A 24,608-nucleotide genomic window follows, 5' to 3' on the forward strand; every position below is an offset into this window, starting at 1 on the left:
TTGACCTTATGCGGGCTGATTTATTTGTTATAGTATAACTAATCAATCCCAAGGGTGTCGGAAGACGCATTGCGTTCAAAAATGTAGCGTTATAACATAACTTTTACACAAAGGACGTGACATGCTTGGCCATAACGGATCGCCACACCCTCTGAGAGACACGGCAATCTCCTTAGGCCTCGCCGCCCGCAGCTGTGCGGAGCGGGGGCTGCGGTTTACGCCGTTGCGTCAATATGTGCTGGAGGCGCTTCTGGTGGCGGGGCGGCCGCTCGGGGCCTATGATCTGCTGCGCCTCCTGGGCGAACGGCTTGGGAGAGACGTGTCGCCGCCCACGGCCTATCGTGCGCTCGCATTTCTTCAGCACCATGGCTTTGTGAAACGGCTGGAGAGCTGTCGCTCCTTTGTGCCGACGATCAGACAGACAGCGCCTGAGACGGTGGATGAGACGGTGGATGAGACGGCCGGGGAGAGTGGCGTTTTTCTGATCTGCAACAGCTGTGGCACAACGGTCGAGATCGACGCGGAGGGGCTTGGCCCGATGTTGCTGAGCCATGCGCGCGCCTACGGCTTCCGTGTGAATCACAGCAGCCATGAATTGCAGGGCACCTGCGAGACCTGCCAGAGCAAAGGGGGCAAGCCGTGACGGCTTTGGCTCCCGCGCCGGTCACGCTTCTGACCGGGTTTCTCGGCAGCGGCAAAACCACGGTGATGAACACTTTGCTGCGCCACCCGGGGTTTGCGCGCACGGCGGTGATCGTCAATGAATTCGGCGAGATCGGGCTCGATCATGAGCTGGTGGTGTCGAGTACGGAAAGCATGGTTCTGTTGCAATCGGGCTGTCTGTGCTGTGCCATGCTGGGCGATCTGGTGGCGACTTTGCGGGACCTGTCGGAGCGGCGGGATGCAGGCGAGCTGGACTATGGTCGGGTGGTGATCGAAACCTCCGGTCTCGCCGATCCTGTGCCCATCCTGCACAGCCTGTTGACGGATCGCGCCGTGGCGCAGGATTTTCTGATGGACGGGATCGTCGCAACCGTCGATGCCGCCACGGGGCTGCAAACGCTGGAGCGTCACGCGGAGGCCCGCCATCAGGTCGCGCTTGCGGAGCGGGTTTTGCTGACGAAAACGGATTTGCCCGAGGCGCAGGAAGGGGCTGTCCGCAGGGCGATCGCGGGGCTCAATCCCAACGCTCCGATCCAGACCGTGACCGACGGCGACGTCGATCACGAGAGCCTTCTGGGACTTGGCTTTTTCAACCAACAGATGCGCTCCGATCAGATCGCGGACTGGCTCGCCTCACAGGGCGGCACAGCGGCGGACGACAGCCATCTCCGGGACATCCGCGCGGTTGCCTATGTGCTCGACACCCTGGTCACCGCCAATCAGTTCGATTTCTGGATGGATTTGCTCATGGCGCGGTGCAGCGACGATATTCTGCGTATGAAGGGGCTTATTCACCTGACGGATATTCCGCATCCTTTCGTCGTGCATGGGGTGCAGCATATTTTCCACCCGCCGGTTCTGCTCCGGGATTGGCAGGGCGCGGATCGGCGTTCGAAATTCGTGATGATCGTGCGGGGCCTTCCGGACGCCGAGCTCGACGAGATATTCGGAGCGCTCAGAGCCTTTCCGGCGGTCGAACATCGTTTTCCCGTTGGCTATCTGTCGGCGGAGGCCCCGGCATGAGATCGCTTTTGACCCTGCCGTCGCGGGTGGCAAGCGCCGCGATGATCGGTCTCGTGCGCGTCTATCAGATCGGCATATCGCCCTGGCTGGGCCATTCCTGCCGGTTTCAGCCAAGCTGTTCGGCCTATGCCATCGACGCCATCACCCGCTTTGGCCCGCTCAAAGGCGGGCTTTTGGCGACATGGCGCGTTTTGCGCTGCAACCCCTTCGGCGGGTCGGGGTACGACCCTGTCCCGCCATCTTCCAAACATCCTATCACCGAAGAGAGCCTCGATGATCCACATCACCCTGCCTGACGGCGCCGTCAAAGAATTTTCCGATCCTGTGACGGGGACGGAGCTTGCCACCGAAATTGCGCCGTCGCTGCGCAAGAAAGCCGCCGCTTTGACAGTTGACGGCACGGTTTGCGATCTGGAAAGCCTGCTCGGTCGTGATGCGACGGTCGAAATCCTGCCCTGCACCGACCCGCGTGTCCTGCCGCTGATCCGCCATAGCTGCGCTCATGTTCTGGCCCAAGCGGTGCAGGACCTGTTCCCCGGGACGCAGGCCACCATCGGCCCGGTGATCGAACATGGGTTCTACTATGATTTTGCCGCCGAGCGCCCGTTCACCTCGGAGGACCTGCCAAAGATCGAAGCCAGGATGCGCGAGATCATCGCGCGCGGTGCACCGATCCTGCGCGAGGAGTGGAGCCGCGAGCAGGCCCATGCGTTTTTCGCCAAACAGGGGGCAAGCTACAAGGAGCAGCTGATCGACGCGATCCCCGCAGATCAGCCGATCGGGATTTACACCCAGGGCGAGTGGCTCGATCTCTGCCGGGGGCCGCATCTGGCTTCCGTCGCGCAGATCGGCACGGCTTTCAAACTGACCCGTGTCGCCGGGGCCTATTGGCGCGGGGCGTCCGACAATGAGATGCTGTCGCGCATCTACGGCGTGGCCTTTGCCAGCGGTGCGGATCTCAAGGCGCATCTGATCATGCTGGAGGAGGCCGGGAAACGCGATCACCGCAAGCTCGGACGCGAAATGGACCTCTATCATTTTCAGGAGGAAGCCCCGGGTGCGGTGTTCTGGCATCCCAAAGGCTGGGACATGTTCCAGACCCTGATCGGCTATATGCGCGAGAAACAGAACCGTGCGGGTTATCGGGAGGTCAACACTCCCGACATCATGGATCGCGGGCTGTGGGAGACCTCCGGGCATTGGCAGAATTACCGCGAAAACATGTTCCTGACCAAGACCGAGGATGAGCGCGAATTTGCTCTCAAACCGATGAACTGCCCCGGTCACATGCTGATGTACCGTCACACCAACCGCAGCTATCGCGAGTTGCCTCTGAAACTCGCAGAGTTCGGCAAGGTGCATCGCTATGAACCCTCGGGCGCGCTGCACGGGCTGATGCGGGTGCGGTCGTTTACGCAGGACGACGCACATATTTTCTGTACGCCCGATCAGTTGACCGAGGAATGCCTCAAGGTGAACAACCTGATCCTGTCGATCTATCGCGACTTCGGATTCGAGGACATCCGCATCAAACTTTCGACCCGGCCGGAGAACCGCATCGGTTCCGAAGAGGTCTGGGACAAATCCGAGAACGCGCTACGTGAGGCGCTGGAGGCTGCCGGGCAGCCCTATACGATTTTCGAAGGCGAGGGGGCGTTTTACGGGCCGAAGCTCGAGTATGTTCTGCGCGACGCCATCGGACGGGACTGGCAATGCGGCACGCTTCAGGTCGATTTCAACCTGCCGGAACGCTTCGGCGCGACCTATGTGGCGGCCAGCGGCGAGAAAGAAGCGCCGGTTCTGCTCCACCGCGCGATGTTTGGGTCGCTCGAACGCTTCACCGGTATTCTCGTCGAACATTTCGCAGGCCATCTGCCGCTCTGGCTGGCGCCGGTGCAGGCGATGGTGGCGACGATCACCTCGGAGGCGGACGGGTGGGCCAATGAGGTCGCTGACAGGCTTCGGGCCGAGGGGCTGAAGGTCGGGACCGACCTGCGCAACGAAACCATTGCCTACAAGGTGCGCGAACATTCCCTGAGCAAGCTGCCGATGGTTCTGGTGGTGGGGGCGCGCGAGGCGGAAGAGGGCAGCGTGTCCCTGCGCCGTCTGGGCGCGAAGGGCAGCAAAAGCTATACGCTCGACGAGATCACACAGCTGATTCTGACAGAGGCAGAGCCGCCCGCTCTGAGCGTATCGGAAAAAGCCGTGGCGGAGCGGGAAAGCGCCGAAGCCGTTCCGGTATAATCCGGCAGTCAGAGGGACACATGTTCAGCCATATCATTCTCGGGGCGCGCGACCTCGATCTCCTGACCGGGTTCTATGACCGGGTGCTCGCCCCCATGGGTCTTGTCCGCGAAGAGGCTGAGGAGGATGGCGGCCCCGCAGGTCGGCTCTGGGTTCGCCCCGGGGAAGCATGGCCGCAATTCTGGGTCCAGCTGCCGTGGAACGGCGCGCCTGCCAGCGCGGGGAACGGCGGGCAGGTGAGCTTTGCCGCAACTTCGCAGGCGGCGGTCAATGCGGCATGGCAGGCGGCCATGGCTGCGGGAGGGCAGGACGAGGGCGGCCCCGGTCTGCGTCCGCAGTATGCAGCGGATTATTACGGGGCCTATTGCCGCGATCCCGAAGGCAACAAGCTGTGTTTTGTCCATGTCTCGGCGTTCAGCGCAAAGGTGCCCCGCGACACAGATTCCGAAGGAGGCCCTGCATGACCCGGCAGACGGACCGGAGACCAAAGGGACGCATTCCCGTTTATCTGCTCACCGGGTTTCTCGGCGCAGGCAAGACCACCTTGCTCAACCGGCTACTGGCGCAGCCGGGCATGCAGGACACGGCGCTGATCATCAATGAATTCGGACTTGTCCCCGTCGATCACGATCTCGTTCGCGAAGGACAGGAGCGTCCGGTGGTGACCACGACAGGCTGCATCTGCTGCTCGGTCGGAAGCGATCTGCGCCGCTCCCTCGACAGTCTGCTTGTCGGGCGTCGGCGCGGTGAGCTGCCCCCCTTTTCGCGCGTCATCGTCGAAACCACAGGGCTCGCAGATCCGGCACCGATCATCAACAGCCTGATCCCCGGCGGGATCACCGCGGTGTCGCTGAGCGATCATGCGGTGGCGCGGGCGTTCGAACTGGCCTCTGTGCTCACGGTCGTCGATGTGGAGGGCATCGGGGCGGCGCTTGCACAGCATCCCGAGAGCCTGCGCCAGATCGCCTTTGCCGATCAGATCGTGCTGAGCCACACCGATCAGACCTCTGCGGGCGACTGGCCGGAGAGGCTCCGGGCGCTGAACCCGTCGCTGCGCTTTGTGGATGCGGCCCGGGACGGGGTCGATCCGAAACTGCTGTTGCGACCGGGGAGCTATTCGGCCTTTGGCAAGGGCGAGGATGTTTCTGCCTGGCTGGCCGCTGAGGCCGGGCGCGAGGCGGGCGGCGGGCATTTCCACGATCTGAATCGCCATGGCGATGTTCTGGCCGTGCCGCTCACCAGCGATCTGCCGCTCGATCGCGATGCCCTGCGCCGTTTTCTGAACCGGCTGGTGACGACGCCGGGCAACGGGGTGCTGCGGATCAAGGGGCTTGTGGCGCTCAAAGAGGCGCCGGAGCGGCCTGCGGTGATCCATGCGGTGCAGCACCGGATTTACCCGATGAGTGAGCTGGAGCGCTGGCCGGAAGGGATGCGCGAGAGCCGCCTTGTGGTGATCGGCACCGGGCTCGATGCAGAGGCGTTGCGCCGTCAGTTTGCGGAGCTCTCGAGGGCGGTGCGCCCGGTGTTTCCCATGATGTGAGGCGGGGGCATGCGGCCGTCCGGCTTGCATGCCCACAAGCTGTCAAAGCCGGGTCGGGTTGGGCGCATCGCCATAGACGGCGAGCGGATCGAAGCCCTTTTCGCTTTCCTCGAACCTGAGTGTCGGTGCACCCGTGCCGCCCAGCGGAACCGAGCGGTAAAAGCACGACCGATAACCAACATGGCAGCTTGCGCCGCCGTTGATCGCGACCCGAAGCCAGACCGCATCCTGATCGTCGTCGATCCGCATTTCGACGATCTTCTGCACCAGCCCGCTGGTCGCGCCCTTGTGCCAGAGGCAGTTGCGCGCGCGGCTCCAGTAATGCGCCTCGCCGGTTTCGATGCTGCGGCTCAGCGCGTCCGGCGACATCACCCCCATCATCAGAACCTCTCCGCTCTCATGATCGGTGGTGATCACGGGGATAAAACCGTCGGCGTTGAATTTCGGTGCCAGATCCGTGCCTTCTTCGACCTGCAAAACAGAGGTGTGTGGGGCGAATTCGGTCGAAGATTTGATCATTGCAGCTTTTCGCTCCTTTTGTTGGATTTGTTATAATATTACACATCCTCGTCGCATGACGGAAAGAGGAAAATCATCACAGGCCCGGCTCAGTCGCAGAGCAAGGACACAGGCCTGCCGGAGACGGATGCGAGGACCCCGAACGCGAGGCGGAGCGCGACCGATCCGCTCGGGTGACGATGTCGGTCGCTGAAACCCGGATGCCGTCTGTGCCGGAGTGCGGGCCGGGGGAGAGAGCGGAAAATCTCTGCCGAGATCGACACAAATGAGCGCGGTCTCTTGACGGCGGATGCGGTGAGGGGAAAAACAGTCCCGAACCTAAAGCGTCACGCCTTTAACCTGAGGCATCAGATAAAGGCGAGGCGCGTGCAATGCGTATATCTTACAGCGCTCCGCCAAAAGCTGTGTCTCAGGTTTTTGGCGGAGCGCTTTAACTCGGAGACATCATGAAGTTCCGTTTTCCTATTGTCATCATCGACGAAGATTTTCGCTCCGAGAACACCTCTGGTCTCGGAATTCGTGCTCTGGCCGATGCGATCGAGGTCGAAGGCTTCGAGGTGCTGGGGGTGACCAGCTACGGTGATCTCAGCCAGTTCGCCCAACAACAAAGCCGCGCCTCGGCCTTTGTCTTGTCGATCGACGACGAGGAGTTCAGCCCGGGGCCCGATCTCGATCCGGTCGTGGTGAACCTGCGCAAGTTTATCGAGGAGGTGCGCTGGAAAAACGCCGATGTGCCGATCTATGTCTATGGCGAAACGAAAACCTCGCGGCATTTGCCGAACGACATTCTGCGCGAGCTGCACGGCTTTATCCACATGTTCGAGGACACGCCGGATTTCGTCGCCAAGCACATCATCCGCGAGGCGAAATCCTATCTCGAAAGCATCCAGCCGCCGTTCTTCAAGGCATTGCTGGATTACGCCGAGGATGGGTCGTATTCGTGGCACTGTCCGGGGCATTCCGGCGGTGTCGCCTTTCTGAAATCGCCCATCGGCCAGATGTATCACCAGTTCTACGGCGAAAACATGCTGCGCGCGGATGTCTGCAATGCGGTCGAGGAACTGGGCCAGCTTCTGGATCATAACGGCGCCATCGGCGCGTCGGAGCGGAACGCGGCGCGGATTTTCAATGCCGATCACTGTTTCTTCGTCACCAATGGCACCTCCACGTCGAACAAGATGGTCTGGCACCACACGGTGGCGCCGGGCGACGTGGTCGTCGTGGACCGCAACTGCCACAAGTCGATCCTGCATTCGATCATCATGTGCGGTGCGATCCCGGTGTTCCTGAAGCCGACTCGCAACCATTGGGGCATCATCGGCCCGATCCAGCGCTCGGAATTCGAACCGGAGGCGATCAAGGCGAAGATGGCGGCGAACCCGCTTTTGGAAGGTTATGACATCGACAAGGTCAAGCCGCGCATCTTGACCTTGACCCAGTCGACCTATGACGGGGTTTTGTACAACACCGAGGTGATCAAGAGCCTGCTGGACGGCTGGGTCGAGAACCTGCATTTCGACGAAGCCTGGCTGCCGCATGCGGCTTTCCATTCCTTCTATGGCCAGTATCACGCCATGGGGCGCAAACGCGAGCGGACCAGAACATCCGTGACCTATGCGACGCAATCGGTGCACAAGCTTTTGGCCGGGATTTCGCAGGCCAGCCATGTGTTGGTGCAGGATGCCGTCGAGACCAAACTGGACCGGGCTTTGTTCAACGAAGCCTACCTCATGCACACCTCGACCAGCCCGCAATATTCGATCATCGCTTCCTGCGATGTCGCCGCCGCAATGATGGAGCCGCCGGGCGGCACGGCCTTGGTCGAGGAGAGCATCGTCGAAAGTCTCGAATTCCGCCGCGCCATGATGAAGGTCGACGAGGAATATGGCGAGGACTGGTGGTTCAAGGTCTGGGGGCCGGACGATTTCGACCACAATCAGGACGGCATGGGCCGCACCCGCGACTGGGTTCTGAAAAAGACCGATGCGGAAGGGGTGGAACCCACCGGTTCGGACAGCTGGCACGGGTTCGGCGACATGGCGCCGGGCTTCAATATGCTCGACCCGATCAAGGCGACCATCGTCACCCCCGGGCTGAACATCGACGGCCAGTTCGATGCGGCCGGTATCCCGGCCTCCATCGTGTCGAAATATCTCGCCGAACATGGCGTCGTGGTGGAAAAGACCGGGCTCTATTCCTTCTTCATCCTGTTCACCATCGGCATCACCAAGGGGCGCTGGAACACGCTTCTGGCGGCGCTTCAGCAGTTTAAGGACGATTACGACCGCAACCAGCCGCTGTGGCGGGTGATGCCGGAATTCGCCGCCGCACAACCGCGCTACGAGCGCATGGGGCTCAAGGACCTGAGCCAGCATGTGCATGAACTGTATGCCAAATATGATGTGGCGCGGCTCTCGACCGAGATTTACCTGAGCGACCACCACCCGGCGATGACGCCCTCGGACGCTTTCGCCTGCATCGCCCGGCGCAAGACGGAGCGGGTGGCGATCGACGATCTCGAAGGCCGCATCACCACCAGTCTCGTGACACCCTATCCGCCGGGCATCCCGCTGTTGATCCCGGGGGAGGTGTTCAACGCCAAGATCGTCGCCTATCTCCGGTTCAACCGCGAGTTTGCCCGCGAATGTCCGGGGTTCGAGACGGATATCCACGGTCTCGTCGTCGAGAAGGACGAGGATGGGGTGACGTCCTATTTCGCGGATTGCGTGGCCGGGTAACCCCCGGACAATTCCACCGTTCAGCGCAAAAGAAACTTGCCCGCAGCTTGACATTCAAAGCTGCGGGCAAGGGGTCGGTTACGGGATCAGGCGGGCGATGATGGCGTCGGCCGCTTCTTCCGGCGTCATCAGCGTGGTGTCGATCCGAATCTCCGGGGCTTCCGGATGTTCATAGGGGCTGTCGATCCCGGTGAAGTTCTTCAACTCTCCGGCACGTGCCTTGGCATAAAGCCCTTTCACATCGCGCCCCTCGGCCACTTCCAGCGGCGTGTCGATGAAAATCTCCATGAACTCGCCCGGTTGCATCATCGAACGCACCATGTTGCGTTCCGAGCGGAAGGGCGAAATGAACGCGGTGATCACGATCAGACCGGCATCGGTCATCAGCTTGGCCACCTCGCCGATCCGGCGGATATTTTCGATCCGGTCGGCTTCGGTAAAGCCCAGATCCTTGTTCAGCCCGTGCCGCACGTTGTCCCCGTCGAGGAGGAAGGTGTGGCGGTTCATCCGCGCCAGTTTGAGTTCGACGATATTGGCAATCGTCGATTTGCCGGAGCCGGAGAGGCCGGTGAGCCACAGAACGGCGGGTTTCTGGTGCTTCATCGAGGCGTGGTGTTCGCGACCGATGTCGGTGGCTTGCCAGTGGATGTTCTGGGCGCGGCGCAGGGCGAAATGGATCATGCCCGCCGCCACCGTCTGATTGGTGATCTTGTCGATCAGGATGAAGCCGCCGAGATCGCGGGAGGTGTTGTAAGACGCGAAGGGAATTTCGCGGTCGGTCGTGATATTCGCGACGCCGATGGCGTTGAGATCCAGCGTCTTGGACGCGAGATGCTCCTGCGTGTTGACGTTCACCTCGTATTTCGGCTCATGCACCGTGGCGGACACGGTCTGGGTGCCGATCTTCATCCAATAGGCGCGACCCGGCAGGAGGTTGTGCTCGTCCATCCACACCAGTGTGGTTTCGAACTGGTCGGCCACCTCAAGCGGCGACTGGGCGGCGACGATGACCTGACCGCGCGAACAGTCGATCTCATCGGCGAGCGTGAGCGTGATGGATTCACCCGCCACGGCCAGATCGCGATCGCCATCAAAGGTGACGATGCGCGCCACGGTCGAGGTCTTGCCCGAGGGCAGCACCCGCACCTCATCGCCGGGTTTCACGGTGCCCGAGGCAATCAGGCCGGAGAAGCCGCGGAAATCGAGGTTCGGACGGTTGACCCACTGAACCGGCATGCGGAACGGGCCTTCTTGCTCGACGCTGTCCTGCAACTCGACGGTTTCCAGAAGCGGCAGAAGGGCGGTGCCGGTGTACCAGGGCGTGTTTTCGCTCGGGCCGGTGATGTTGTCGCCCTTGAATCCGGAAATCGGGATCGCGGTGAAGCTGTCGATGCCGATGCTGTCGGCAAAGCTCTTGTAGTCGGAGACGATCTTGTCGAACTCAGCCTGATCGTAGCCCACGAGGTCCATTTTGTTGACCGCGAGGACAACGTGGCGAATGCCCAGAAGCTTGACGATATAGCTGTGACGGCGGGTCTGGGTCAGGATGCCCTTGCGCGCGTCGATCAGAATCACGGCGAGATCGGCGGTCGAGGCACCGGTCACCATGTTGCGGGTATATTGTTCGTGGCCGGGCGTGTCGGCGACGATGAACTTGCGCTTCTCGGTGGCGAAAAAGCGGTACGCGACGTCGATGGTGATGCCCTGTTCGCGCTCGGCGGCCAGACCGTCCACGAGAAGCGCGAAGTCGATCTCTTCGCCCTGGGTGCCGGAGCGTTTGCTGTCGGCTTCGAGCGCGGCGAGCTGATCCTCGAAGATCATTTTTGAATCGTAGAGCAGGCGGCCGATCAGCGTGGATTTGCCGTCATCGACGGAGCCACAGGTGATGAACCGCAGCATGGTCTTGTGCTGATGGGTTTCGAGATATTTGTCGATGTCCTCGGCGATCAGCGCGTCGGTTTTGTAGATGGGATCCGGGGTCGTCATGCGAATATGTACCTAAACTGGGAGGAAAGACGGGCGACTGGCGCGGCGCTTTGGGCGCGCTCAGAAATAGCCTTCCTGTTTTTTCTTCTCCATCGAGGCGGCCTGATCGTGGTCGATCGCACGGCCCTGACGCTCGGAGGTGGTGGTCAGAAGCATCTCCTGAATCACCTCGGGCAGCGTTTTCGCCTCGCTCTCCACGGCCCCCGTCAGCGGGTAGCACCCGAGCGTGCGGAAACGAACGGAGCGCATCACCGGTTCCTCGCCATTCAGAGGGAAACGGTCGTCGTCCACCATCAGGATCAGCCCGTCGCGCACCACGGTCGGGCGCGGGGCGGAGAAATAGAGCGGCACGATCTCGATGCCCTCAAGGTGAATGTATTGCCAGATATCGAGCTCGGTCCAGTTGGAGATCGGGAAGACCCGCACGCTCTCACCCTTGGCCTTGCGCGCGTTGTAGAGGTTCCAAAGCTCCGGGCGCTGGTTCTTCGGGTCCCAGCGGTGATTGGCAGAGCGGAAGGAGAACACGCGCTCCTTGGCACGGGCCTTTTCCTCGTCCCGGCGTGCGCCCCCGAAGGCGGCGTCAAAGCCGTATTTGTCGAGCGCCTGTTTCAGACCCTCGGTCTTCCACATGTCGGTGTGCAGCGAGCCGTGATCGAACGGGTTGATGCCGCGTTCCTTGGCCTCCGGGTTCTGATAGACCAGCAATTCCATGCCCGCGTCTTTCGCCGCCTTGTCGCGCAGCTTGTACATGTCCTGGAATTTCCAGGTCGTATCCACATGCAAAAGCGGGAAGGGCGGCGGCGACGGGTAAAACGCCTTTTTCGCCAGATGCAGCATCACGGCGCTGTCCTTGCCGACGCTGTAGAGCATGACGGGATTCTCGGCCTCGGCCACCACTTCACGCATGATGTGGATGCTTTCGGCTTCGAGCTTCTGGAGATGGGTGAGGGTTTTGCTGGCCATAAGGCCCTCTCTGATCTTCTGAATTGAATGTTCTGCCCATTTAATCTTATCTGACGTCAAGGGAACCCCCCATATGGGGGGTCTCATGGGGATGTGCGCTGATGTCGAACGAAACTTACCTTCTGACAACCTTGATGTCGGCGGCAATCGGCCGATCCCCGGAGCCAGATTTGGCCGATGCGGGGACGAGCTGGGCGGATTTCCTGACGGCTCTCGCCGAGATCACTCATGCCGACACAGCGAAAATGTATCTGATTGAAAACGGCCAGCCTGTCGCCCGCTGGCAGGTGGGGGAGGATTGGGCCGGACCGGACATCTCCGAGAGCGGTCAGATGCGCACGAGCCGGGTTTATTCTCAGTTCGATCTGCCGTCCGGCCTCGGGGCGGAGGCCACCCTCTGTCCCCTGCGCGCCATACGATGGCGGATCGCGCAAAACAGCTGGGGCGTGCTTCTTCTCAGGCGCCGTGACGAGGATTTTCGGGCCATCGACGGGCAGCACCTGTCGAACCTTCTGCCCTATCTCGCCCCGGCGGTGCAGGGCTGGCAGAGGCTCCGTCAGGAGCGTGCGCACGGGGTCCTCGCGCATCGGGTGTCTGCCGGATTGGGCGCAGGATGGATTTTGTTCAGCCGCTCGGGGCAGGTCGCCTCCATGGCCCCGGGGCTGGCCGGACGGCTTGAAGCGCTGGCGGGCATTCGGCTGAGTGCGGAGGGGTGGCTTTTGTTCCCGGCGTCGCATGCAGGCGGCTTGCGGGAGGCCTTGAGCGCCTTGGCGGCGGGCGAAACCGGGCCGCAGATCCTCTGGCTTTCAACCGCCCCACCGGTGCAGATGGTGTTGTCGGTCGAGGAGTATGCCGGGTTTCCCGAAGTGGTGGGCCGTGTGCGGCATGAGGTGACTGCCAGCCATCTGCCGCTCACCTGGGTCATGTCCGCATTCCATCTGAACCGGAGCGAAGCCCGGCTTGCGGTCGCCCTGTGCGACGGGTTGAGCCTGTCTGAGGCCGCGGGCCAGTTGGGCTGGACCGTTGAGACCGCCCGAAGCAACTCGAAGCGGCTCTTCGCCCGGATGGGGGTCTCGGGGCAGGCCGATGTTGTGCGTGCCCTTCTCAGAAGTGCGGTTTGGCTGGGGCCGGACCCGGGCGTTGCCTGAAGGATGGTCCTCGCCCGGCCTTGTTTTCACTCACATTTTTGGACACCGAGTCTGATGAGTTCGGCGCCGGAGATGTGTGCTGGGCTGTAGGTTTTGTACCTTGCCTTTGTCATGTACCAGTGGCGGATTGCTGGGGGGTAATGAGAGGCGATGAATTTGGACCATTGGTCGAACTCCTCGGGAGTGAGTTTTTGTCCGAACCTGTAGGGGCCGTGGAATCCGAAGCTGGCTTGCGGCGAGACGCAGACGTTGTCGGCGCCGAGGAACATTGTGCAGCTGGACAGGCAGGCGCCGCGGCGGATTTCGATGCGTTGGCCGAGTCTGTTGATTTCTTCGATTTCGTTGTAGCGGGCGCGGACGCTGCCGCCCGGGTCGCCGTTGATGACGATCGTTGCGCCGGGCTGTTGCGATTTTGGCCGGGCGGCCTGTGCGTTTGTGCTCCAGAGGGAGAGGCACAGGGTCAAGGCGAGAAGGGGTGCGACAAGGGCGCACAGGTTTCTGGCGCGCGCCGAGGGCGCACGGACGGTCGGTTCGGAAAACATGAAATCACCCCACGTGACAAGTCGGGGGTGTTCTCACCCCGGAACACCGATCCCCATCGGTTCAGGTGGGATTAGAGCAGAGAAAGCCTAAGGAAGTGTTGATCCGGTGCGCGGCGGACAACGGAAAAGGCACCCGGGGAGGGTGCCTTTTCTATCTTCTCCGAACGCGTCTCGAGCGGCTTAGTTGGTCGAGGTTGTGCTGGTTGTGCTGGTCGAGGAGCTGCCGCCTCCGTTCGCCAGCGCCACCCCCAGAAGACCAATGGTCGGTGCCAGCAGGGGCAGCAAGTTCTGCACATCGCCCGGGGGCGGCAGACGGATCTCATCGCCATTCGGCTCGCCCGTGTCCTGAGCGAAGGCCGCGGGGGCGGAGAGGGCGAGAGCGGACATCAGCAAAACGGCATATTTGGACATGGTGTACTCACTATATTGATGGAATCTGCCCCGGAAACTTCAGGGGCAGTGTTTCAACCTTAACGATAGCATACGCGATTCAGGCTGCGATGGCATCGAAAAACGTGTCGTTTCTGTTTTTTCGCACCGGTTTGCCGGCCTTGCGCAAAAAATAGCGCAGACTGGCTCAGAATTATGCGCGCGCCTTTCCTATTCGAGCGCGGTCAGGCCTCTGTTGATGAGCGCAGGCGTGATCTGGCTGATGGTGCGGTTCCATTTCGTGACGGGTTGTTCGGCGACAAAGATGATGTCGTTGGGACGCAATTCGAACCGTGCGGCCAGGGTCAGAGAGGCGGCGTTCTTCGTGTTCAGCTGCCAGGCGGTGAGGGCATCGAAGGCCATGGGGTCTTCCGAGCCGCGCAGCACGTAGATATGTCGGGGATCTGCGGTTTGAATGGCGAGCCCTCTGCCGCCCTCATAGAGCGCGTCGGCCAGGCTGGCTTGCCGTCCGAGCGGGAGGGTGAAGCGGCCCTGCTGTCTGACTTCGCCGGTCAGATAGACATAGTCCCGTTGGGTGGCATCCAGCGCGACTTGCGCCTGATAATTGGAGCGGGCTTCTTCGAGTTGCCCGCGACGCAGCGAGACTTCGGTCTGCAATTGCGACAGGGCGGAGCTTCGCGCGCCCTGACGATATTCGGCGAGTTGAATCTGTTGCGCGAAATACGCGGAGGCCTGATCCAGCTGATAGGTGTCATCGACAAAGACGCTGTCGCCGGCCAGAAGGGGGATCTTCTGAATGCGGCTGTTGGCGTAGAGCGCTTCGAGCGGCACCTGGTAGATCGTGCCATCGCGGTAAATCCGCACGGAGGTGTAACCGAGGCTTGCGGCGGTGGTGCCGCCGACCTGTGCCAGGGCTTCGTCGAGATAGAGCGGCGTCAGAGTGACGGGGATCACGCCGGGGGCGGAGACCGCGCCGCCGATGGAGACTTTCTTGGAGTTGAACTGGGAGATCTCAAGGCTGAAGGTCGGTTCGATCTGCGCGGCGACGAGACTTTGGAACAGGGTCGCTTCGGCCTCTTCAAGGGTCAGCCCGGCAATGGCCACACGGCCGACATCGGGGATGGCGATGCTGCCGTCATCCTGGACGGTATAGCCCTGGCGGCTGTTCTGGGCGGCCAGCAGGCCGGAGAGTTCCTCGATTGAGGTGCCGGTGGGCGTTGCGAGCAACACCACGTCTCCGATGCCGATTTTATAGGGTTGCGCGGCGGTTGCGGGGGGCAGGCGTGTTTCCAGCGCGCCGGGTCGGGTTTGCGCGGTATACGCCGGTTCGGGCACGTCTCCGGTGCCGCGCAGCCCGCTGCCGGTCCCGGCGGTGGTTTTGAACGCCGCAGGCAGGTCGTGTGGTGTATAGGCGGAGCGATTGGCGATCATCACGGACTGGGGGGTGACATCGACGACACGGACTTTGGCCTCGTTCGTTGTGCCGGAAACCACCCGCTGACTGTGATAGGCGGCGCCGCAGGACGAGAGCGCGAGGGTCGTGATAAAAGCAACTGCAATACGCAACGGGTCAGTCCTTGTTCAAAGTCACGGCGTGAGAGTGTCATAGCGAAAAACGACGGGCGCAGCCATTCGGTTTTCTTTTTTGCGAAGGATGCGCGCGCGAGGCGTCGCACATCCGGGGCGTGTCATGGGGCTTGTCATGGGGGGCACATGTCCTGAGAACTGGTCAGTTTGTGTAATACTTGGCGCCATAAGCCCCGTAGGCCCCATAGGAATCCCCGTAGCCATAGTTTTTCATGCCTTTCGGGTCGATCTGGTTGAGCACCAGCCCGCTGACGCTGACCCCGACGGTCTCGAACATGCGCAGCGCGTTCTGGAGCTGGGTTTTGGTGGTCTTGTCCCAATGGACGGTGAAGAGCAGGGCATCGGCATGTTGCGCGAGAACCCGCGCATCGGGGACCACGAGCACCGGCGGCGTGTCGATAATGACCATGTCATAGGCGTTCCGCGCGGTTTCCAGGAAGGCGGCGAATCGTTCGGAGGACAGGATATCCGCGGCGTTGACCGTGCTGGGTTCGCTGATGAGAATGTCGGCCTTCATCACCGGGTCATGAATGACCGCGTCCTCGAGGGAGATCTCATTGGCGAGCACCGCCATCAGCCCCTTGGCGTCCTTGACGTCGAGGTACTGGCTGAACACCCTGCGCCGGATATCGCCTTCGAGCAGGAGAACCTTTTTGCCGAGCCCGACGAAATTCTGGGCCAGGGCAAAGGAGATCGTGGTTTTCCCTTCGCCGGGCAGGGAGGAGGTCAGCATGATGATCTGCGGTGTCTTGTCCAAACCGGACAACATCACGGATGTGCGCAGGTTGCGGATCGCCTCCGCCTGGGCGGAGGCCGGTTTCTCGGCGAGATATTCCAGCCCTTCGCGGCGGTTGTCCGATGGCAAAAGCGGGATTTGTCCCATCACGGGCAGGCCGGTTTCCGATTCGAGTTCGGAGGCCTGGCGGAACCCGTTCTGCCGCATTTCCCACAGCAGGACAAAGGCACTTCCGGCCATGGCGCCGAGGATCATGGAGATGGCCAGAATAAGCGATTTGCGGGGTTCGGCGGGACCGCCCGGCAGGACGGCATTGGACAGGATGCGGCTGTCCGCCTGTTGAATGCCTTCCTGAGCGGAGGTTTCCTTGAGACGGCTGAGGAAATATTCGTAAAGCAGGCGGCTGGCCTCGGCTTCGCGGGTGAGTTGCTGAAGCTGGATCAACTCGTCGCTTTGTCGCGCAATATCGGCCTCCCGCAGGGCAATGCTGGCTTCGAGGGAGCGAACCTGCGCCTCTGTGCGTTGCATCTGGGTGGTGGCTTGCATGAGAATTTGACCGAAGCGGGCGTCGAAGGCGGCACCCTCGCCGGCTTCATGATAAATCGTCGTCAGGCGCGGGTCGCCCGCCACGTCGACTTTCTGTCCGGCGGGGGCGTTTTCCGCCTCGGTCAGCGCGTCGAGCCGTGCGGTTTCGCTTTGCAGCGCGCTGCGCATGGTCTGAAGCCGCTCGCGCAGCTCCTTGAGCTGACGTTCGAGTGCCTGGACGGTTTCGATGCTGACCACTTCCGAATTGGTCGAGAACTCGGAGACGCGTGCTTCGGCCTGTTCCAGATCCACTTTCAGATCTGCGACCCGGGTGGTGAGCCATTCGGAGGCATCGCGTGTCGCCTCGAATTTCACGTCCATCTGATACAGGATGTATTGTTCGGCGATCGTATCTGCGAGGCGGGTGGATTTTTGCGCGGCCCCGGTCTCGACCGTGACCTGCAGGACATAGGTCTTGGGCAGGTTGCGTACGGAGATGCGATCCAGCAAGGCGTTGATCGCCAGGGTCATTTGTTGCTCTTCGCTCGCAGATGCGGGCTGTGACCGCGTCAGCGCGGTCTTGATCTTTGTCTTCAGACCGGGCGGGCGCAGGGTCGAATTGAACTCGGGGTCTTCGGTCAGGTTCGCGGCGGTGACGACGCGCTCCAGCAAACGGCGGCTTTTGAGGACTTCGACTTCGGTGTTGATGGCTTCCGAATTCGTTCCCAGATTCGGCAGGACCGCGCCGAGATCCACAAGCTGTTCGCCGGAGGCATCCAGCAGGATCACAGAGGTTGCACGGTACTTCGGAGTTGCAAGAGCAAACACATATAAGGCGCCCAGCAGCGCGAAGGCCACGACACTTGCGATGATCCACAGTTTCTTGCGCCACAGGGCGCCGACCATCGCGCCAAGATCGATGACGTCGTCATCGGAGATGTTTGGGGAGGAGGACAACGCTAACTGGTTCCTTTTACATGATACTTTGTAAAATCAATCCGAAAACCGAAGAGAGGGCAACCGTGTTCTCGGCTTTCTGCGCCGGTGTCACGGAATTGTCGCCTGTGGGGCCAGGCGCCTGAGCGCCAATTCGCCGGTCTCCTCGCTGATCCACTGACGCGACTGCACGATGCTCCGGGAGCCCCGTTCCACCCAGAACAGGTTGCGGAACGCCATCTGGCCGTTCCGGCAGGTTTCATAGAACAGGTCTGTGTCAGCCGTGTAACTGTCGCTCAGCTGAACCGGTTCCTGCTTTTGGCGGGTGACCTGACAGCGGAAGGCAAGGGTCTCGGCGGTGCTTCCGGCGGCGAGCAGGGTGACGAAACGCTCGGTGACGGCATTCTGCCCCGAGGTGAGCGCCGACAAGGTTTCGCGCGCATCCGCCGCGAGCTGGTCGTGGCCGAAGCCGCGTGTGGCGATCATCATCCCGTCTTTCATCCCCAGAGACAGCCGATCCGGTGAGATCCAGGTTTCCTCGCCCCGGGCGTTGACGGTCTGACGCAGGAAGACCGTGTAGGCGTTGTCGCCGTTCTGAAGCCCGGCCACATAGCCCGGGGCGCCTGAGTTTTGAGCTGCGAGAAAGTCGGCGCCGGGGTCGTAGCCTTTGGAGCGGTTGAGGAATTGCTGGGCGAGCGCGGATTGGTTCGGGTCCGACGAACAGCCGCTCAGAGCCGCGAACAGGCCGAGGACGAGCGCGATGCGGGTCTTCACGGTCATCTCCAGAACCTCCCCCAACGGTCTTCCAGCTCGTTTGTCTGGCTGCCCCTGACCACCTCGTAAAGCCGGTTTCGGACATCGAGCCGCGCGCCGCCGTCGCGCAGGACCGGGCGGATGGTCGTGCCATAGCCGCCCTGCACGGGCGCGCCGCTCAGCCAGTCGATCGGGACGGTAAAGCGGATGCCCTTGTCGAAGGAGCCTTCGCCGAAATCGTCGAAGGAGACATCCGTGAGGGTAAAGAAGGCGCCGACGCGAAAGCCGTTGTCGAACTCGCGGTCGAGAGAGACGGTTGCGCCATAATCGCCTGCGAGATAGCGCCCGACATCGACCTGACCCAGATAGCCGCGGCCGAGATCGTAATAGACCGAGGCATGGCCGGTCACGATGTCGTAGTCCTGAAATCCGAAGAGCTGGTCGAATTCCCGCTGTTTCGCGTAGTTCACTTCGGCGCCCAGAGCGAGCGGACCGTTGAGCGGTTTCCAGAGCAGTTCCGTCGACAGGCCGCCATACATGGTTTCCAGATAACCCGCGGTCACCCGGCCAAAGAGGTTCCTGCCGGGGCGGAAGAAATATTCCGCCGTGAGATGTTTGATCTCCAGATCGGAGTCTTTGGCATAGTCGACGACATCGGTGCGCACATGGGGCAGGACCGAGCTGGAGGAGCGCGTGCTCTCGTCGAGATTGCCGACGATCGGCTGGCGGATCGCCCCGGAGAAGATCAGCCCGCGCACCGGCGTGAAGGCGGCTTCGGCCTGAAGCCCCAGATCGGCCCGCAGGGGGTTGTCCGGATCGAACAGCGCCGGATCGAAATAGGGGCTCAGGCGCCAGTCGAATTTGGGATAGGTCCCGGCGATCGCCGTCGCCTCGGTGCGGGGCGCGTCCTCGAACCCGGCGCGGACATAGCTGCGCCAGCTGCCGTCGAGATCGTATTCCAGCGCCTCGAGATCGGAGCGGCGCAGCGTGGTGCGCGAGGTGGTCATCCCGTTCGCGGTGCTTTCCACCCGAAAGGTCGTCACCGTCTCGGGCAGATGATTGGCCAGAACCCGGGCCGTGCGGCCCAGAGCCTGGGCCTCCGCCGGATAGCGCCCGTTGGCCATGCGCACCGTGGCGGTTGACCCTTCGACCGTAAGGCCTTCGAGCGCGATGCCCTGATCCCGGAGCGCGGCGGACAGCGGGCTGTTCTTGCTTTCAACGCTGCCGTCGGTCCAGGACAGCGCCGCGGCGGTCTGGCGCGGCACGAGGGCAGGCGGGGCTTCTTCGATGCCGCTGGCATAGGCCGGGTTCTGCGGGTCGATCGGCAGGTTGGCCATGAAACCGATCTCGGAGCCGTGCAGCGCATAGACCGTCAGATCCGCGCCGTTGCCGAAGCCGTAGGACAGCGCGGCATTGAAGGGCGTCCTGTGCTCGAAGCCGGTGCGCGCGACCTCGCGCCCATAGTCGTCGGAGGAATATTCCAGCCGGAAAGACAGCCGGTCGCTGATCTGATAGGCCAGCCCGCCGAACAGCGCCGCATCGCCGCGGAACCATTGGTCCGTTTCCAGACGCCCGACTTCCGTGATGCTCGACGGACCGGCGCCGCGGGTGTCGAACGTGTCCGAAAGCGCGCCGAGCGGGTTGTCGAAGCTGCCATAGCTGCCCAGACGCCCCCAGCCGATCCCGCCGGTGAGCGACAGGCGCTCGTCCATGAAATGCTTGGTGGCCGCGACATATTCCGAGCTATAAATGCCGGTCCCGCCGAAATCCCGCAGGGCCACGACGACGGAGGGGCGCAGGTCGGTCTCCTCGGCGATCAGATACCCCAGATCGAAACTGCGGTCGTAGCGGGTGCCGATCACCGCATCGTAGTCGTCGATGATCGAATAGCGGAACGATCCGAAGATGCGCGGTGTGATCTGAAAGCTCAGATTGTATCTTTGCGTGCCGTCGCGAAAGGCGGTGTTCAGGTGGAGCGTGCCGTCGGGAAACACCTCTCCGGTCGGCATGTCAATGAGGCCGGGCGTGCCGAAGGTGGAGACCGGAAACCTGAGGTCCACATTTTGCGCCAGTGCGGGGGCGGCGGACAGGGCTGCTGACACCCAAAGCCCATGAAAATATTTATGAAACGTCACACCGTACCTCAAGCTTTGGCACCCGTATAGCTTGCCTGATCCGACATTGAAACTCTTCTCTATATTGGGGGGCGTCGGCAGTGCCGTCAAACGGGACATCGTGAAACATTTGCAGCGATCGGCGCTTTTTTGCTCTTAATTTGAGCCGTAAAATGCCATCGTCACCCGAAGCCACGGCTTGCCCCCCTGCGGTCGAACTGGGCGGCAGCCTGTCCGGAGCGGCCAGACCTCTGACCGGCGCAAGACGATGAGACGATGAGACGGCGCGCGGGATTTGTCCGCTCAAAGCCGAATTGAAAAGGACCAAGCTGTGTTCAGACACGTGTTCCGCCGCAGGCCCCAGAAGACGGACCTGCCTCTCCCGCAGCGCTTCGAAGGGGGGCCGCCAGCCCCCGAAACGGCGCTGGCCATTGTCGGGGATCTGCACGGTGAACTGGTCTGTCTGGACAAGATGATCGACCGGCTCTGCGCGCGTGCGCCGCGTGCGCGCTGGGTCTTCGTCGGCGATTTCATCGACCGGGGAGATCACAGCGCCGGGGTGCTCGACCGTCTCAGGGCGCTCGAAGCGGACCGTCCCGACACCGTGTTCCTCCTCGGCAACCACGAAGAGATGATGCTGGCCTTCCTGCGGGAGCCGGAACAGGCCGGAAATCGCTGGATGCGCCATGGCGGGTTGCAGACCATGGCGAGCTTCGGGGCTTTCCAGCTCGGGGTGCAGAATGCGCCCGAGGCGCTGCGCCGCGCGCGGGACCGGCTGCTGGAGGTCATGCCCGAGGGCCTGCACGACTGGCTCGCCGCGCGCCCGCGGTGGTTCGGGAGCGGCAATGTCGCCGTGGTCCATGCCGGGGCCGATCCCGCGACGCCGATTGCGGCGCAAACCGAACAGGCGCTGACCTGGGGGCACAAGGCCTTCGGCCAACACGCCCGCGACGACGGTCTGTGGGTCGTGCACGGCCATACCATCGTCGATCTGCCGCAGGAAAAAAACGGCGTCATTTCCATCGACACCGGCGCCTATGCCACCGGACGCCTCACCGCGGCGATCATCGAAAACGGGCAGATGGAGTTCATCCAGGCCAGAACCCGGTAAACCCCACGAGGCGGTCGTGCCTCATCGGCGCATCGCCGTGCCGACCTGAAAACCCTCGCTGAACGCCATGGCGAGCCGTGCGAAGACATCTTGTTGCCTTGGGCCGGAAGGGGGCGCGAGCGCTGGCGCGGGAACCTGACGTTTCGCGCCAGACCCGGTTGACGGGAGGGGGCAGCCGGCGCCTTGCGCTGCCTCATGTTGCGGCCTCAGGCCATGCGCGCAAAACCTTGTGACGAAATAATTAAATTTTTGCCGCGCTTGAAGTGGAGGGCTTTATGTACCACCCTTACCCTAATTGCATCGCAAGGCGATTCTGCGACGCAGCGACGATTGGCATAGTGTTTATAATCATAGAGATTATGACCCCTGTGATCGAAGGATGATATGACAAGTTTTGAGCTGACGCAGAGGCTTAAATCCGTCGCGTTTCAGTTCGGGGTCAGCGCCGGGGCCCCCGCGAATTCGTCTGAGATCCGGAAACGGCAGGTGGCCGGGATACGGCCTCATTTTCAAAATACCATCATCTAGCGAGTACACGACATGTCAGAAAGCCTCAAAGTCCTGCACACTTGCGAAACCGCAATTGGGGGGATCGGAGTTTATATGAAGGCTCTTGCCACGATAGACTCGCAGGAGGCGAACCAGACCTTCCTTTTGCCGGACGAGCATGCGCAGATCATGGCGGGGGATCCGAGGTTGGCGACATATACGCGAGGCAAGCGTGGACTTGCGAGCCTGATCAATCAGTTCCGGGCATTGCGAAAGCTGAGTGCCGATAAAAAACCCGATGTGGTGGTGTTCCACTCGACCTTTTCGCTTTTGGCACTGGCGCTGACCCGGACTCTCCGTCTGGGCAAGGCGAAGCCCCGTTTGATCTATATCGCGCATTGCTGGGCGAGCGAACAATATACCGGGGCGAAAGCGCGTCTCGTCCGGGCCATCGAGGGACGGCTCTGCGGCTTTGCCGATGTTGTCGTCAATATCTCGCACAACGATCTGAAGATCGCGCAGGACAATCGCTTCTGGGGGCATCATGTTCTGGTCGAGAATGCGGTGCCGGATGTGAGCGCCGACGTGCGCGACGATCTCTTCGCGTCGGAACCCGAGGCCCTGCACCTGTTGTTCATCGGGCGGTTCGACCGGCAGAAGGGGCTCGACATCCTGATGGAGGCGCTGCCGCCTGTGCAGGAGCGAAGACCGGATCTGAAGCTGCATGTGATCGGGGGCGCGGTGCGTGCGGGACGTGCACCTGATTTTCCGTCCGGTGTGGATCATGTGAAATGGGTTGCGCATGACGAGGTCGACCAATGGTATCGCTCCGCCGATGCGCTCGTGCTGGCCTCGCGCTGGGAGGGATTGCCGCTCGTTATCCCCGAGGCCTTGCGCAACGGGACACCGGTCGTGGTGTCGCAACGTTCCGGGATGGAGACGCTTTTCGAGGAAGGCAAAGAGGGCTTCAGCTATCCGCTCAGCGTCGAGGCGCTGGCCGAGAGACTTGCCACGCTGGATCGGACGAAGTTGCGCGCGATGCGACCGGCGTGCCGGGCGCTTTACGAAAGCCGCTAGTCGATGTCGCGTCTGCATGCCGAAATCCTGCGCACGTATCGTGGCGAGGCGATGGAGCTTTCCGTCCCGTCCGGACAGCGTACACTCAACCAGGCATGAATTAACCGAGAGCAGTGATCTTGAGCGCACAGCAAAGGAGAACTGACATGCCAGCAATTGATGACTTTCAAGGGCGCGCTCCCGCTCGCGCGGGCGGCCCGGCCAATCTGGCCCTGGTGACGCCAAACGACAGCACCGATCTGAGCCATGTAAGCCAATGGGTCTATGTCGGTGCGGCGGGCGCGCTCAAAGTGACCACCAAAGGGGGGCAAACCCTGACGACGCCGACGCTCATTGCGGGGTGGCACCTGATCGAGCTGACCCGCATCCATGCCACCGGCACCACCGCCAGCGAGATCATGGTGGGCTGGTGATGCAGACCGCACTCCGCTATCTCATCACACGCCCCCATCAGGCAGGATCGCTTTATGCCGTCCACGGCATCGAACCGGTCGAGTTCTGGGACTTCGATGCGGGGCTGATCCCTTCTGGGGTTTCGATCGGCCGCGCCGCTGCGGCTTTCGGCTATGATGCGGCGGGGCGGTTGGTGTCCTATCCCGTCGACACCCTCCGGTTCGACGCCCGTGGCGTGTTGCGCACGGCCCTGTTCGAGACGGCGGCGACAAACCTGCTGAGCCGCGCGATTGCAAACTCTTCGACGGGGTGGGCACTCAGCGGTGCGAGCGGCAGCGACCTTGCGCTCAATGCGCTGGGTCTGTTTCCGGGGATACGAATTACCTCGAACGGGCTGATCTGGCATCGCCTGAACCATATTGATGAACCCGCCGTGACCAGCGGTATGAGCTATCACCTGCGGGCTTTCTTCAGGTTCGGTACTTCGGGCGCCATTCTGGCGACGCTGCGGAATATGGCAGGCGCCGTGGAAAGCCGGGTGAAGTTCAGCGTGACGGAGATCACCGATATGGGAGCAGGTGCGGGTCCCATCGCCAATGCCTCGCTGACCGCGCTTGGCGTCGATGACGTTTACCGCTTGGATCTCAACATCACTCCGAATTACTCCGGGACGCTGAGTATAGGGCTCGGGCCCGGCAGTGCGACCTCCGGGGCGACCGTGACACTGCTTGGGGCGCAGTTCGAAGCCGGGACCGTCGGCACGAGTTTCATCAACAGTGTCGGATCGGCGCTGACACGGCCTGTCGACAGCATGACCTGGGCAGCGCCGGAGGGCAGCTATGATCTGAGGATCGTTGATTCTTCCGGCTCCGCCACAGACAGCCTTTCCGTCAGCGTCGGGGCCGGGTGGGCGCCGCATGCCCTGCCATTCTCCCCGGCGCGGGTGCTGCTCTATCCGACAGGCACGCTTTAAGGCCAAGCGTCCTTGGCGACGACAAAATCGACGGCGTGGCGATAAGCAAGTTTTCGCGCCGTCGGACACGTTTAAGGCGAGCAAGGGGGTGCTTTTCGCATTTAATCGGGCAAGTTTAGCTGCTGTGCAGCATTGGGAAAAACACGCCACACCGAAGC

General features: G+C 62.0%; 21 protein-coding genes. 12 read left to right on the forward strand and 9 right to left on the reverse strand.

Annotated elements, in window-relative coordinates; all coding sequences use genetic code 11:
• Positions 1-121: 121 nt before the first annotated feature.
• Genes V1475_RS12445 through V1475_RS12470 form a run of 6 tightly spaced genes read left to right on the forward strand, consistent with a single transcriptional unit; the run spans position 122 to position 5,470 of the window.
• Complete coding sequence (locus V1475_RS12445; protein ID WP_479412997.1) at positions 122-643, forward strand: Fur family transcriptional regulator; 522 nt, start codon at positions 122-124, stop codon at positions 641-643.
• Positions 640-1,686 carry a CobW family GTP-binding protein gene (locus tag V1475_RS12450; protein WP_479412998.1) on the forward strand — a complete coding sequence of 349 codons (1,047 nt, stop codon included), beginning with the start codon at positions 640-642 and terminating at the stop codon, positions 1,684-1,686. The genes V1475_RS12445 and V1475_RS12450 overlap by 4 nt, the downstream gene beginning before the upstream one ends.
• 41 nt (positions 1,687-1,727) lie before the next feature.
• Positions 1,728-1,982, forward strand: a complete 255-nt coding sequence (gene yidD / locus V1475_RS12455; protein WP_479413978.1) for a membrane protein insertion efficiency factor YidD — start codon at positions 1,728-1,730, stop codon at positions 1,980-1,982.
• Positions 1,960-3,930, forward strand: a complete 1,971-nt coding sequence (gene thrS / locus V1475_RS12460) for a threonine--tRNA ligase (RefSeq protein ID WP_479412999.1) — start codon at positions 1,960-1,962, stop codon at positions 3,928-3,930. The genes yidD and thrS overlap by 23 nt, the downstream gene beginning before the upstream one ends.
• A 20-nt stretch (positions 3,931-3,950) precedes the next feature.
• Positions 3,951-4,394, forward strand: a complete 444-nt coding sequence (locus tag V1475_RS12465; protein ID WP_479413000.1) for a VOC family protein — start codon at positions 3,951-3,953, stop codon at positions 4,392-4,394.
• Positions 4,391-5,470 carry a CobW family GTP-binding protein gene (locus tag V1475_RS12470; protein WP_479413001.1) on the forward strand — a complete coding sequence of 360 codons (1,080 nt, stop codon included), beginning with the start codon at positions 4,391-4,393 and terminating at the stop codon, positions 5,468-5,470. Before V1475_RS12465 ends, V1475_RS12470 begins: the two co-directional genes overlap by 4 nt.
• Before the next feature lie 42 nt (positions 5,471-5,512).
• Here V1475_RS12470 and hisI read toward each other — a convergent pair whose 3' ends face one another.
• The gene (gene hisI, locus V1475_RS12475) at positions 5,513-5,989 is read right to left on the reverse strand and encodes a phosphoribosyl-AMP cyclohydrolase (RefSeq protein ID WP_479413002.1); all 477 of its coding nucleotides are present in this window, start codon (positions 5,987-5,989) and stop codon (positions 5,513-5,515) included.
• Between the two features lie 446 nt (positions 5,990-6,435).
• On the opposite strand from hisI, the gene V1475_RS12480 reads away from it, so the two are divergent.
• On the forward strand, positions 6,436-8,727 hold the full coding sequence (locus V1475_RS12480; RefSeq protein WP_434287502.1) for an Orn/Lys/Arg family decarboxylase: 2,292 nt from the start codon (positions 6,436-6,438) through the stop codon (positions 8,725-8,727).
• A gap of 78 nt (positions 8,728-8,805) precedes the next feature.
• Here the strand turns inward: V1475_RS12480 and cysN are convergent, their stop codons facing one another.
• Both cysN and cysD read right to left on the reverse strand, forming a co-directional pair.
• Entirely contained in the window at positions 8,806-10,713 is a 1,908-nt protein-coding gene (gene cysN / locus V1475_RS12485; protein ID WP_479413003.1) for a sulfate adenylyltransferase subunit CysN, read from the reverse strand.
• Positions 10,714-10,773: 60 nt separating this feature from the next.
• Positions 10,774-11,676, reverse strand: a complete 903-nt coding sequence (gene cysD / locus V1475_RS12490) for a sulfate adenylyltransferase subunit CysD (protein WP_479413004.1) — start codon at positions 11,674-11,676, stop codon at positions 10,774-10,776.
• A gap of 101 nt (positions 11,677-11,777) precedes the next feature.
• Between cysD and V1475_RS12495 the strand changes: the two genes are divergently transcribed.
• Positions 11,778-12,824 carry a helix-turn-helix transcriptional regulator gene (locus V1475_RS12495; protein ID WP_479413005.1) on the forward strand — a complete coding sequence of 349 codons (1,047 nt, stop codon included), beginning with the start codon at positions 11,778-11,780 and terminating at the stop codon, positions 12,822-12,824.
• Between the two features lie 26 nt (positions 12,825-12,850).
• Here the strand turns inward: V1475_RS12495 and V1475_RS12500 are convergent, their stop codons facing one another.
• From V1475_RS12500 to V1475_RS12525, 6 genes are all read right to left on the reverse strand, one after another.
• Positions 12,851-13,366, reverse strand: a complete 516-nt coding sequence (locus V1475_RS12500; RefSeq protein WP_479411855.1) for a hypothetical protein — start codon at positions 13,364-13,366, stop codon at positions 12,851-12,853.
• Between the two features lie 180 nt (positions 13,367-13,546).
• Entirely contained in the window at positions 13,547-13,777 is a 231-nt protein-coding gene (locus V1475_RS12505; RefSeq protein WP_434287497.1) for a hypothetical protein, read from the reverse strand.
• A gap of 189 nt (positions 13,778-13,966) precedes the next feature.
• Complete coding sequence (locus V1475_RS12510) at positions 13,967-15,322, reverse strand: polysaccharide biosynthesis/export family protein (protein WP_434287496.1); 1,356 nt, start codon at positions 15,320-15,322, stop codon at positions 13,967-13,969.
• A 163-nt stretch (positions 15,323-15,485) separates the two neighbouring features.
• Positions 15,486-17,561 carry a GumC family protein gene (locus V1475_RS12515; RefSeq protein ID WP_479411856.1) on the reverse strand — a complete coding sequence of 692 codons (2,076 nt, stop codon included), beginning with the start codon at positions 17,559-17,561 and terminating at the stop codon, positions 15,486-15,488.
• A gap of 90 nt (positions 17,562-17,651) precedes the next feature.
• Positions 17,652-18,320, reverse strand: a complete 669-nt coding sequence (locus V1475_RS12520) for a YjbF family lipoprotein (RefSeq protein ID WP_434287494.1) — start codon at positions 18,318-18,320, stop codon at positions 17,652-17,654.
• Positions 18,317-20,428 (reverse strand): YjbH domain-containing protein, encoded by a 2,112-nt coding sequence (locus tag V1475_RS12525; RefSeq protein ID WP_479411857.1) that lies wholly within the window; start codon positions 20,426-20,428, stop codon positions 18,317-18,319. The genes V1475_RS12520 and V1475_RS12525 overlap by 4 nt, the downstream gene beginning before the upstream one ends.
• Positions 20,429-20,738: 310 nt before the next feature.
• Between V1475_RS12525 and V1475_RS12530 the strand changes: the two genes are divergently transcribed.
• From V1475_RS12530 to V1475_RS12545, 4 genes are all read left to right on the forward strand, one after another.
• Positions 20,739-21,518 (forward strand): metallophosphoesterase, encoded by a 780-nt coding sequence (locus V1475_RS12530; protein WP_479411858.1) that lies wholly within the window; start codon positions 20,739-20,741, stop codon positions 21,516-21,518.
• Between the two features lie 603 nt (positions 21,519-22,121).
• Positions 22,122-23,084, forward strand: a complete 963-nt coding sequence (locus V1475_RS12535; RefSeq protein WP_479413006.1) for a glycosyltransferase — start codon at positions 22,122-22,124, stop codon at positions 23,082-23,084.
• A 146-nt stretch (positions 23,085-23,230) separates the two neighbouring features.
• Positions 23,231-23,497 (forward strand): spike base protein, RCAP_Rcc01079 family, encoded by a 267-nt coding sequence (locus V1475_RS12540; RefSeq protein WP_434287489.1) that lies wholly within the window; start codon positions 23,231-23,233, stop codon positions 23,495-23,497.
• Positions 23,497-24,450: a phage head spike fiber domain-containing protein gene (locus tag V1475_RS12545; RefSeq protein WP_479413007.1), complete on the forward strand. Its 954-nt coding sequence runs from the start codon at positions 23,497-23,499 to the stop codon at positions 24,448-24,450. Before V1475_RS12540 ends, V1475_RS12545 begins: the two co-directional genes overlap by 1 nt.
• Positions 24,451-24,608 lie beyond the last annotated feature (158 nt).

This window comes from Celeribacter sp. SCSIO 80838, from assembly GCF_056498065.1.